Consider the following 12,234-nt stretch of genomic DNA (forward strand, 5'->3'; position numbering starts at 1 on the left):
TAGTAAGATCGACGCTCATTGATTGGTGTCTTTCTTATCATCACTCTTAAGTCGGACATACGTTTTGAACTTCTTTTTCATAAGCTTATCGACGTATTGCGTCATTTTCACTTTTTGTGAAATGGCGTCATCTAAAGCATCAACTAATTCAGCTAACATATCCAAGTAGTATTTGGTGTCGCGAATAACATTGCCTTTAGGTGTCATGATAGTTTGGCTTTCCGGGTGGTCAGCAAAGCCCATATGCTCCGTCACTTCCGCGCCCGTTTTATCAGGCTCGAACATCTCTGCTTTTACTTCTTCAATTACTTCGTTTACCGCGTCCGCGTCAAAGCTCTCTAGTTCTTCTAAAAAGCCATAGAGCATTACCCTATCCATTAGGGTATTAATTTTACGAGGGATACCGCGAGAGAACATGTGAATTCGTTCAAACGCCTCTTCACTGAATAACTGTGAGCCGTTCCATCCCGCGTGGTGCAATCGGTACTCAATGTATTCTTTGCACTCTTCCAATGAAAGCGGAGCGAGATGGCAAGACGCCACAATACGTTGCCTAAATTGCTCCATATTCGGTGCGCGCAGAATAGGCTGCAGTTCTTCTTGCCCCAGCAAAAAGCTTTGAATCAAAGGTTTGCCGTTCAGCTGAAAGTTACTCAGCATTCTTAATTCTTCAATAGTCTCTAACGGAAGGTTTTGCGCTTCATCAACCAATAGTAAGGCGCGGCGACCCGCTTTGTTTAGATCGTATAAGAAAATTTCAAGCGCTTTTAAAATATCGGCTTTTGAGCGACCTTCCGTAGGGATATCAAATTTAGACGCGACCATTTTTACCAGTTCGTCTGGCGACAGCTTTGGCGTAACAATTTGAGCTGCCGCAATGTCGTCTTCAATTTCTTCAAGCAAGCTGTTTGCTACGGTGGTTTTCCCGGTTCCAATTCCGCCGGTAATAACAATGAACCCTTCAGCTTGAGAAAGTCCATACTGTAGATAAGACATGGCGCGTTTGTGCCATTTACTTGCGAAGAAAAATTCTGGATCTGGGGTTAACTGAAACGGTTTCGAGTTAAGTCCATAATAACTTTCGTACATGCAATTTACCGTTTTTCCATTAAAAATGTGCGTTCGAAAACATGAGTGCGAACACGTGAATTCGAAACAGCGCGCTTATTCTCGTATATATGGTAACCAACATCGCGCGATTATCGAAGCAATATATTCACGCCGAGTCTTATGGGCTGGTTGATCTATGTTGTACAGCAAAGGTCAACAAGCACTAGTTAATTCTGCTAATATAAAGCTACGAGAAATTTCTATACATTGAATTACATTGGCACAAAGTATACCAGCCAACGAAGGCAATACCCACCAGGGAAGTACAAAAGCTACGTGGTATCTCTACTTAGTTGAAAATAAGCTTGGCCAACTCTACACAGGAATTACCACTAACCCCAAGCGCCGCATAGCGCAACACCGAGGAGAGTTAAAAGGGGGCGCCAAGGCCTTAAAAGGTAAGGCACCACTGACCTTTAAAGCCATATTCGAAATGACTGACAAGTCACATGCATCAAAGCTTGAATATGAGGTAAAGAGAATGAGCCGCCCTCAAAAAAACGGGATTATTCGTAAAGGGCAACTCAATGAGCTAATGTGTATGAAAACCCAATTTGAAGATTAAGACATTGGGTTGCGTTAGGTTCGTTATCCAGAAAAGAGTATTCCCCTACCCGCCTAAAACACCATTAATGATCATGGCGTTTCCTATGCTAAGTGTAAACCCAAGTGCAGCTACACCAACGTTATGCTGTTGATCGACTTCCTGCCGGAAATTCATGCCAAATAAAATAATTTTTTTGCTCGCTAGTACCAAAATATGTAGTGCGATTGCTAAGCCAACACTAACAATCAGCCAACCTGTTATATTGCTCACGTAGCCTGATGGGTTATAAATAAGTAAATTCTTCGCTGCCGACACAATCATAGCAGTTCCAAGTAAATTACCAGTGTGCTCGATAGCGAGTGCTAACTGCCCCTTCTCTAGCGCCCCTTGAAATGAGTCGTTTTGATTATCTCTAGCATATCTAAACTCTAAAATACGCGTCATAACAAGCAACATGGTCAGAACCACGGTAAAGCCGGTCACAATAGCAATGATTGCGTTCATGTCGCTGCCATCAACCCACACCATAATATTGCGTAAAACAATTGCGCTTGCCACCAAACTAGCCGCATCAACCAGCGCCACACTCACACTCCTTTCGGCAATCATCGCATGCGTATCAACTTTATTAAGTACTAATTTATCGTGAGCGAAGCGTCCGAACTTCACCAATATAATGCCCACAATGCCGAAAGTTACCATTCCAATCGCCGCTTCTTTATAACCCACGCCAATATGACGGCCAACAACCGAGCTCAATACTATGCACAACGACAGCATGCCTCCCGCAATGCTTATCCCAAATGCGAAATTATCTTTAACACCCAGTTCTTCTGTTACCGAGTATTTCCTAAATGCGCCTGTCAGCCACTTCATAATCATTAGCAGTACTAACGCAATTGCGACATCCATAGCGAGATATATCAGCAGTTCTTGCGTTAGAGGTACTAGTTTTACTAAGGCTTCCACGTTATCTTTGCTCCTTGAACACACAAAGTTCTTCTGATTAGTTTTTGATGTAGTTTCGAAAAATCAGTGATGGCTAATTGAATAGCGTTCATCTAATACAAACTTGTACAACGATGACATCGAACTTGTTCAGATTTATTTTAGTTAGGGCTAAATGACCTGTAGATCACACCCTGGGTTAGCAGGCACTTAACCACATTGAATGCAGAGCTGCACGTTAGCGCACTTAGCAGACCTTGTTTTGAGTACTTGCAATGGCAATTGTGAGTATTCAACCGTAAAACACGAGCGATATCTCATAAGACGCGAGCATTATGCCAACAGACAACGAAAATAGCATGACAAACGTAGAACTTGCCGAAAAATTTTGGCAGCAGTTGTTAACAGCGCCAGCAATTAGTGAAAGTGACAGAGCCGTAATTGAGGCTCATTGTGAAACACTAATGCTCTCCTTCACGCGTTCCTCCTTCTTGGCTGAGACATTGATTCAAAACCCTTCATTTGTTTCTCGCATCGTTGAGCCTTATCAACCACCTGAGAAAAGTGAAGCGCTTAAATCTCTTGGCAATACCATGTCATCTGACTATCTCGCAAACCTAGAAAATGAATTGCACACCGTTGCTAGCGAAGATGACTTACTGCAAGTGTTGAGGGAATTTAGAAATAAAGAGATGGCGCGGATTACTTTCCTCGACGTTTTGAACAAGCAACCCATCGAAATATCACTTATGCAGGTTTCAGCATTAGCTGATGTACTTATTAACGGTGCGTACCACTGGCTTTATCAACATTTAGCAGCGCGCTATGGAAAACCGCAAAGCCATAAACAAGACATGCACATGTATATCTTGGGTATGGGGAAATTAGGAGGAAAGGAACTCAACTTTTCTTCTGATATCGATTTAATTTTTACGTACCCAGAAAAAGGCGAAACCCAAGGTGGTCGAAAAAGCGTTGAGCATCAGCAGTTTTTTACCAAACTCGCGCAAAAACTAATCCAAGCATTGAACAAAGTGACTAATGACGGTCAAGTCTACCGCGTTGACATGCGTTTACGCCCCTTCGGCGATTCTGGCCCCCTTGTGATGCATTTCGCGGCACTTGAAGATTATTATCAAGATCAAGGTCGACACTGGGAGCGCTTTGCCATGGTAAAAGCGCGGGTGATTAACGATGATAATTCGCAAGATGTGAAATGGTTAAAGAGCATTTTGCACCCGTTTACCTTCCGTCGTTACTTAGACTTCACCACATTAGATGCCCTTCGTAACATGAAAAAGCTGATCGCCACAGAAATACGCAGACGCAGACTGAGTAACAATATAAAACTCGGCGCAGGTGGCATTCGTGAAGTGGAGTTTTTTGCCCAAAGTTTTCAGCTGATTCACGGAGGACGAGAGCCAGCATTACAAAGTAAGTCATTACTTCGCACGTTAGACGCATTAACTGAACTCGATATAGTCGAACGCGATGTAACGCAACAGCTAAAAAGTGACTATTTATTCCTAAGAAAAGTAGAGCACACGCTTCAACAAGCTCAAGATCGCCAGACCCAAACTCTTCCTGAGTTACCTTGGCAACAAGCTGCGCTTATTGAAGTCATGGGTTTTGATTCTTACAGTGAATTTTTAGTGCATTTAGATACTGTAATGGCGCGTATTCATGCCCATTTCAACGAGTTAGTAGAAGAGTCTCATGATATGCACTCAGAAGAAGACCAGCTTTTCACTGCCTGCCAAGATGCGTGGCGTCTTGCATTGCAAGAGGATGAGTTTACTGAAACCTTTGGCGAATACCTGTCTGCCAGCGATATTAAAGGCATATATTCTATTCTTGTCGCCTTCAAGGATAAGCAACGCAATTATCGCATAGGCCAAAAAGGTGAAGACACGTTAAATAAATTGCTTCCCGAAATTTTGTATGTGCTCATCAACCAACATCCAAACTACATCCCACAAGTACTCGACCGTTTACTTGGTGTTATAGAAGCGATTACAGGCCGAACCACTTACCTTGACTTATTACTTGAAAATCCGGATGTACTAAAACAGTTAGTAAGGCTATGTGAACGGAGCGACTGGATTGCTCAAGAAATTAAGCGCTTCCCGTTACTGTTAGACGAATTACTCACGCCGTTATACCTAGGTCAGCAAAATACCGATATCCATACCAGCAAGCAGGAATATCAGCTGGAACTACGTGAAATCATGCTTCGTATTGAACAAGACGATGTTGAAATGCTTATGGATGGATGGAGGCAGTTCAAACTTTGCCAACAGCTTCGCATAGCCGCCAGCGACATCAGTGAATCACTACCTATAAACAACGTGAGCGATAAGCTTACGGTGCTAGCTGAAGTGATATTGGAGAACGTAGTAGATGCTGCCTGGATGCAAATGCAACAGCGCTATGGCGTTCCAGCACACCTAGAGGGAACTGACAAAGGATTTGCCGTGATCGGCTATGGAAAACTAGGCGGGTATGAATTAGGTTACGGCTCAGACTTAGATTTAGTGTTTTTGCACAATGCCCCTCGCGGCATAAGTACAGACGGTAAGAAGTCTATTGAAGCGCAACAGTTTTACATTAAGTTGGCGCAGCGCATCATGCATCTTCTCAATACGAAGACGTTGTTTGGACAATTATACGAAACCGACTTGCGTCTACGCCCTTCTGGCAATGCGGGATTGTTATGTTGCCATATCGATGGTTTCGAGAAATACCAGACCGAAGAAGCATGGACTTGGGAACATCAAGCGCTGGTTCGTGCAAGAGCCATTTGCGGAGACCCACGCCTTTTGAATGACTTCACGCAGGTAAGAAATTCCATACTAACTCGCTCTAGAAACGCTAAAACGTTGGCTGACGATGTGTGCAAAATGCGTTTAAAAATGCGGGAGCACTTGCTTTCAAAGGACAACGACAAGGTAGACTTAAAGCAGTGTGTAGGTGGTATTACCGATATCGAGTTCATGGCTCAATATCTTGTACTCGCTAATGCAAAGTCACAAGCTGCTATGACAGAATATCCTGACAATCTTCGCATTTTTGACGCCGCAGCCAAGACCAACATTATTGATGTCGCCACTGCGCACAAACTGCAAAAGGCGTATTTAAAGCTGCGAGAGCAATACCACCATTTAACGTTAGCAGATACCAAGTACGCAGATCAGAGCGAAGAACTAGATGCCATACGAGAGCAAGTAACCATTCACTGGAATGCACTATTTGGCACGTGAAGCGGCTAGGCGATGAAGCTTAACCTCTAACCAAACGACAGTTGGTGGTGAGAAATTCTGTTTCTTGAGCAGTCACCACCAGCGAGCGTTGCTCTGCACATAAATATGCTTTTACTTGCCCTTCAAAACTACTGTCTATGGCACTGGCAATTTTAGCAAGCGATCCTGCAACCGTGTTGTCCAATTGAAACTGGTGCTTAATAACAAAGTCTTGCTCCAGGTTCCATATCACCTGCATGCCTTCAGCTTGAGCGTATTGCGAAATAGCTTCGCGCAGTGTGTTCCCTTCCTGGAACGTGCGGTATTTATGTTCGCCGGACCAATTCTTTTCAACCGGACGTGTTTGGCTAGACATTTGTGCAAGCTTGTTGTCTAAATTAGGATCAACGCCCGCAATATCCAATACAAAATCTCCCTGCTCATCTTCTGCTGGGTCAGTAGCAGACATACGAAAGTCTCGATAGAACTCACTTAACCCACGTGATACAGACTTTTCTTCCGCTTGCCCTTGAGGAACAGGCTCTTGGTCCTGTGTTTGAAGCATGTAAATGAGTACGCCAGCAATGATAACAAGCACTGCTGCTATGCCAATTTGCTTTGCCCAAAACGATGAACTTGAATAACTTGTCTGTCCCATACCTTACCAATGTGTAGCCACTTTTAATCGAAAATCAGCTTATGCTATGTGTATGAACTTAAGCATAATTCTTCTATTTTAGTCTACCTTCGAACGGAAAGCCTATTATTCTATTTATCTAATTTTCATCGCTAGGTGTTTATTCATACACAGCTATAGTGATTTATACAGCGATTCAGGGTTACCTTCCGGTCTGGTTTTAAATCGCTTGTGCATCCACAAATAGCTTTCTGGCTGTTCTTTAACCGCAGCGTCTACATGTTGATTCAGTAATGTTAGTGCTTCAGCGTCTTCCATATCGCCTAACTGAGAAAGCGGTGGATAGATTTTAATTTTGTAACCGCGTTTGGTGTATTGCGACGTGATGATCATTGGCTCAGAGTGACTACGTCGAATAAACATCAGCGTTGCTGTAGTTGTCGCGGTATCTTTCACCCCACCAAATGGAACAAAGATACTTTGTTTCGGGCCATAATCCTGGTCGGGCAAATACAAACAAAGTTCTTTATCGTCAAGTGCAGCAAGTAAGGCTTTTGCGTTGCGCTTATCAATCATGTATTTGTTCGAGCGGTTTCGCCCATGATACTGAAGGTAATCAACGAGAGGGTTGTTGTGTTTGCGATAAAACGCGATGCTTGGACGGAAGAAGCCAATACCTCTACAGGCAAATTCCAGATTCATATTGTGAAGTGCCATACCAAAGACACCTTTCCCATTTGCAAGGGCCGCTTCAACATGCTCAGTGCCTTCAATCTCAATGGCTCGTTTTACGCGCCAGCTAGGCCACCACCATCCCATAGCAGTTTCAAATAGTGCCATGCCTGTACGCCGCACATTTTCTTTGTAAAGCGCCTCTACTTCACTGGCGGAAAGTGTAGGGTTCCAGAGCGTCAAGTTACGCTTTGCGACTTTTGCCCGTTTAGGAACAATTAATGCGATAAGTTTACCGGTACCGCCACCGATAGCGCGTATCACGGGTAAAGGCAACCATGTAATCGTATAAAGAACGAAAACACCTAACCATACAGGCCAAAACTTAGGGCCTAAAAATGCTAGTTTAAATTTAGGAGCTTTAATTGCCGCCGCCAATGTCTGTATCCTTTGAAACGAAGTGGGCGGCATTGTAGCAGAAGGTTTTTGGTGGGGCTAATTGAGACAGACAGCCCACAGTGCCCTTGCGATAAATAGAAGCGCTTAAGCAGAGAGAGCCCATACTTGCTTTCTCTGCTTAAGAAACATATTGCTTGTTATCAATACAAACTGAAATCAGGTCACTAATATTCTTTATCGATTTGCTTCAACTTTTTCTCAAACGATTCATATTGTTCTTTTGAGTCATAGTCAAAATGGTATTGATTGTGAAAGCCGAACTGCAGCTTCACATTAACGTCTTCAATGTAAAGCGTATAGCCATCGTGATCTGTAAACGCAGTGATCCCATTAAGCTTATACTGTTCATCTTCTTTCGCGCCATGCTGGCGAATCTTGTCGAAAACCTGAAGTAAGAACTTGCTGTCTAATTCGTTTTTCATTGTAAATCCATTGTTGAGAATTTATCTATTTTTACACAATCAAACGATTTTTGGATTTATCTCGGGCCTATATTTAAAACGACTATGCGAGTTAATAACTACAACCTAAAAGTTGTAGCGAAAACCTAAATTTACAATATGCGCAGAAAAATCATCTTTGCCACCAAAGTAGGTGTATTCCACGCGTACCATCGACTGTAAGCCTAAGTAGTAATCGAAGCCTAGCCCAGCTAATCCTGCGATAATTGTGTCATCGTATCCACACACAGCGGCTTCTGGGCCACAGGTATTGCTATCTATCGACGCGTGCTCGATGTCAACGCTTGCCACGCCTAATTTATAATACAGCTCACCTTTCTGGCTACTCGCTTTACCTAGTAACGCCAAATAAGGGCCTTTAGATGAGATTGATTGTTCGTCGTTATCTGTATCAATAAAGGAGATATAGCCACCTTCTACATACCACTGACGGTGAAATTGATAGCCTAAAGCAGCTGAATAGCTAATATCAGACTCATTATCTATTTCAGTATCTACGTTGCCAAAGCCAATATTTGCCACTGCATATCCGTTGGCTGATGCTAGTCCAGAAAAACCCAAGCTTGTTATAGCTGCACTTCCAATAAGGAACTTAGCGAAAAATGATGAAAGACGGCGCATTTTAATTACTTCTCCATGTTAAAGAACGCTCACTATAAAAGACAATGCCTCTGATTAAAACGAACAAACAGAGTTTAGATGAATACAGTTAACTGATAGCTGCACGAACAAGCGGTTTTATACCAGTCCGCATAGATAATTTCCCACACAGCGAGAGGTAAAATGTTCGTAATCGCGGCGTGTTACCGCAGGTATAGTGGTTCTACATCAAGGTGACACAACAACCAGCGCGTTTTTTGACCATTAAATATCAGCAATGTTAATCCCTTGCATCACACCTTCGTATAAAAAAGACGCAGATAGTTTATATAACCACATGATTATTTGATAATTTTTACAAAATTTGATCTTTTTTAAATTAGGTGTAGTATTAACCTAAACAACTGGTCAGATGAGCGGATGAGTTATTATGAGTATCAGAACTAGCTTAAAGAAAGTATTACCCCCAATTTCAATCACAGAGCAAGAAGCCTTAGATGCAGGCGACGTGTGGATTGAATCTTCTATTTATCAGGGTAAGCCTGACATGCAGGCGCTACGCGATATCCCTCAGGCAAAACTGAGCGCAGAAGAACAAGCATTCATGGACGGTCCAGTAACCGAGTTGCTGAACATGATCGATGATTTTGAATTAGGCAACGGCAAGCACATTCCTCAGGACGTTTTAGACTTCCTAGGTAAGAACCGTTTCTTCTCTATGATCATTCCAAAGAAATTTGGTGGTCTTGAGTTCAGCCCGTATGCAAACTCTACTATCGTTGCCACTATCGCAGCGAAAAGCGGTGCAATTGCAGTAACCGTAATGGTTCCTAACTCATTAGGTCCAGGCGAGCTTCTTATGCACTACGGTACAACCGAGCAGCAAGATTACTGGCTACCTCGTCTAGCAGACGGTCGCGATATTCCGTGCTTTGCGCTTACCAGCCCTGAAGCAGGTTCTGACGCAGGTGCTATTCCTGACGCGGCTATCGTGACTAAAGGCGAATTCAACGGTGAAGAAGTGCTTGGTTTACGTGTAAGCTGGGACAAGCGCTACATTACACTTGCACCAATTGCGACCGTACTAGGTCTTGCGTTTAAAGTATTCGATCCAGACCAACTACTTGGCGACAAATTAGAGCTTGGGATTACCTGTGCCCTTCTACCTAAGTCTCACCCAGGTGTTGAACTTGGTAATCGTCACGACCCAATGGGTGTACGCTTCTACAACGGTACTACTCGTGGTCAAGATGTATTCATACCTATGGACTTCATCATTGGTGGTCAAAAGAACATTGGTCGTGGCTGGCAGATGCTAGTTAGCTGTCTAGGTGCAGGTCGTGGTATTTCACTTCCAGCAATGGGCGTAGCGACTGCACAATCTGCATTTAAAGGCACGGTTGAATATTCTTTCGTACGTGAGCAATTCGGTCTTCCAATTGGTCGTTTTGAAGGTATTCAAGAGAAAATGGCAGACATCGCGGGTAAGACGTTCTTACTTGAGGCTATGCGTGTTCTTACAACTGAAGGTCTAGGCCTAGGCGTGAAGCCATCAGTAGTTACCGCTATTGCTAAATATCACATGACTGAACTAGGTCGTGATGTGATGAACTCTGCTATGGACATCCAGGCAGGTAAAGCGATTCAACGCGGTCCTCAGAATACGTTAGCGGGCGGCTATGCTGCGCTTCCTATCGCGATTACGGTAGAAGGTGCAAACATTCTTACCCGTAACTTAATGATCTTCGGTCAAGGTGCAATGCGTTGCCACCCGTACTTGAAAGACATGGTTGACCTAATCCACAGCAACGAAAGTTCAGCGGATGCAGAGTTCAACAAAGTACTTCGTAAGACTGTTGGCTTCAGCGTTAAAAATGCATTCCGCAGCCTAGGTAAAGGCTACCTTCCTTTCCTACGCGAGAGCGAGTCTGCATTACCTGAAGTTCGCAAGTACGAGAAGCGTGTAAACAGCATTTCTGCAAAGCTAGCTCCACTTGCTGACTTGTCACTTGCAGTACTAGGCGGTGACCTTAAGAAAGCTGAGCTTTTATCAGCACGTCTAGGTGACGTAATGAGCTACCTATACGGTGCAATGGCGGCAATTCGTTTCTACGAGCAGCGCATTGAAGACAGAAAACTTGCGCTACCGTATTTCGAATACGCAATGCAGTGGTCTTTACAACAAGCGGATCAGGCAATTGTTAACTTTATCAACAATTTCCCGAATACGGCGACACGTGGTCTAATGCGTCTTCTTACAAACACCTACACCAACAGTGTTGCGGGTATCAGCGATGACCTAGTGCGTGAGCTTTCTATCGCGTCTATGCAAGACAACAGCGTGAAAGAGCAGCTTACTCACCTTGTTCGCGTTACGCCTGGAGATGGCAACGACATCAACGAGCAAGCGTTCAAAGCGAAGCACGCGGTAGCGCACCTTCTTGGCAAAGTGCAAAAAGCACTTCGCAAAGAGCCTGTAGTGCCGTTCATTTCTTTTGAGCATGCACTTAACAAGCTTCAAGAAAAAGGCGTAGTAACGGCTGATGAAGCTGCTAAGCTTCACGACTATAACGAAAAACGCAAGCTAGCAGTTCGTGTAGACGAATACACGTTCGATATGGAACTTGTTCCAGCGTCTCAAACGCTTAAAGCGATTGATGGCGGTCAAAACGCTGCTTAAACTGTCATAATTGCAGTAACTTGATTAACAAAGCCCCATCCTTGAGATGGGGCTTTTTGTTTAGGGTCACTCACATTCACTTTTCATTGTTCAGTTCATACTCTACCCTTATATTATCGTTATTTTCTTTAACAAGGATTTGTGTTGTGAAAACGATACGCTCTGATTTTTTCCAGTTTGTTTCAACGGGTGTTGTTTTCTTAGCCTTAATTCTGCTATTTAGTTCGAATGTTAAAGCACAGCATGATGATACTAATTTCGTCATCGGAGAATTAAATCACCCTCGAGTGGGCAGCTTTTATAAACCTCTTATTAAGCGAGCGTATCAAGATATTGGTATCGAGGTTACATTCGAACAGGTCGGTGGTGAACGAGGCTTGCGGCTTTTAAATGAAGGAATGACAGACGCTGACATTATTCGCTATGACGTAGCTTCTCAGCCTGACAACAACATTGTAATTGTTCCCCCGGCCCTATCGCATGGCGCGTCGTTTTTATTATGTATACGAGGGGTAGAGTGTAATAAAAGCATTATTCAGCAGCCTGATAAGGCGATAGCTGTAACCACCCGCTTTTTCTTTAACATGCACGCCAAACCTGGCGAGTTGAATGCCAACATCTTTGAATTTGATGACTTTCATCATGTAATCACTTTACTGCTCAACGGGCGATTTGACTACGCTATTTTACCGAGTGACTATTTTGAAGAAGCCATTTTCGATCAATCTGGAATTGAGTATATACCTCTAGTGGAACACGAATTGGTACACGTTATTCATAAGAAACATAGCCACTTAATTGACCGACTTTCTGCAGCAATCGCCAAGCAGCTTCAGCTACTCAAAGCCGCGGAGAGTGAATAAATAGAAAACGCCCGCATC

General features: G+C 43.5%; 10 protein-coding genes. 4 read left to right on the forward strand and 6 right to left on the reverse strand.

The window, feature by feature from the left end; translation table 11 throughout:
• Positions 1-15: 15 nt before the first annotated feature.
• The gene (locus tag BIZ39_RS07745; protein WP_187446740.1) at positions 16-1,089 is read right to left on the reverse strand and encodes an XrtA/PEP-CTERM system-associated ATPase; all 1,074 of its coding nucleotides are present in this window, start codon (positions 1,087-1,089) and stop codon (positions 16-18) included.
• Positions 1,090-1,327: 238 nt separating this feature from the next.
• On the opposite strand from BIZ39_RS07745, the gene BIZ39_RS07750 reads away from it, so the two are divergent.
• Positions 1,328-1,675, forward strand: coding sequence for a GIY-YIG nuclease family protein (locus BIZ39_RS07750; RefSeq protein WP_187446741.1), 348 nt, complete (start codon positions 1,328-1,330; stop codon positions 1,673-1,675).
• Positions 1,676-1,720: 45 nt separating this feature from the next.
• On the opposite strand, the gene BIZ39_RS07755 is transcribed toward BIZ39_RS07750, so the two are convergent.
• The gene (locus tag BIZ39_RS07755) at positions 1,721-2,626 is read right to left on the reverse strand and encodes a DUF350 domain-containing protein (RefSeq protein WP_014950251.1); all 906 of its coding nucleotides are present in this window, start codon (positions 2,624-2,626) and stop codon (positions 1,721-1,723) included.
• Positions 2,627-2,940: 314 nt separating this feature from the next.
• Between BIZ39_RS07755 and glnE the strand changes: the two genes are divergently transcribed.
• Complete coding sequence (glnE, locus tag BIZ39_RS07760; RefSeq protein ID WP_187446742.1) at positions 2,941-5,865, forward strand: bifunctional [glutamate--ammonia ligase]-adenylyl-L-tyrosine phosphorylase/[glutamate--ammonia-ligase] adenylyltransferase; 2,925 nt, start codon at positions 2,941-2,943, stop codon at positions 5,863-5,865.
• 19 nt (positions 5,866-5,884) lie between these two features.
• Here glnE and BIZ39_RS07765 read toward each other — a convergent pair whose 3' ends face one another.
• From BIZ39_RS07765 to BIZ39_RS07780, 4 genes are all read right to left on the reverse strand, one after another.
• The gene (locus tag BIZ39_RS07765) at positions 5,885-6,502 is read right to left on the reverse strand and encodes a TcpQ domain-containing protein (protein WP_187446743.1); all 618 of its coding nucleotides are present in this window, start codon (positions 6,500-6,502) and stop codon (positions 5,885-5,887) included.
• A gap of 153 nt (positions 6,503-6,655) precedes the next feature.
• Positions 6,656-7,591 (reverse strand): LpxL/LpxP family Kdo(2)-lipid IV(A) lauroyl/palmitoleoyl acyltransferase, encoded by a 936-nt coding sequence (lpxL, locus tag BIZ39_RS07770; RefSeq protein ID WP_014950254.1) that lies wholly within the window; start codon positions 7,589-7,591, stop codon positions 6,656-6,658.
• 185 nt (positions 7,592-7,776) lie between these two features.
• Complete coding sequence (locus BIZ39_RS07775) at positions 7,777-8,034, reverse strand: DUF3081 domain-containing protein (RefSeq protein WP_014950255.1); 258 nt, start codon at positions 8,032-8,034, stop codon at positions 7,777-7,779.
• A 105-nt stretch (positions 8,035-8,139) separates the two neighbouring features.
• Positions 8,140-8,694, reverse strand: coding sequence for an outer membrane protein (locus BIZ39_RS07780; protein ID WP_039228466.1), 555 nt, complete (start codon positions 8,692-8,694; stop codon positions 8,140-8,142).
• Between the two features lie 409 nt (positions 8,695-9,103).
• Here BIZ39_RS07780 and BIZ39_RS07785 point away from each other — a divergent pair, with 409 nt between their 5' ends.
• Both BIZ39_RS07785 and BIZ39_RS07790 read left to right on the forward strand, forming a co-directional pair.
• Positions 9,104-11,353, forward strand: coding sequence for an acyl-CoA dehydrogenase (locus BIZ39_RS07785; protein WP_014950257.1), 2,250 nt, complete (start codon positions 9,104-9,106; stop codon positions 11,351-11,353).
• 146 nt (positions 11,354-11,499) lie between these two features.
• The gene (locus BIZ39_RS07790) at positions 11,500-12,216 is read left to right on the forward strand and encodes a hypothetical protein (RefSeq protein ID WP_187446744.1); all 717 of its coding nucleotides are present in this window, start codon (positions 11,500-11,502) and stop codon (positions 12,214-12,216) included.
• Positions 12,217-12,234 lie beyond the last annotated feature (18 nt).

Origin of the sequence: Alteromonas sp. BZK5 (genome assembly GCF_014349115.1) — a bacterium.
GTDB classification, from domain to species: Bacteria; Pseudomonadota; Gammaproteobacteria; order Enterobacterales; family Alteromonadaceae; genus Alteromonas; species Alteromonas macleodii.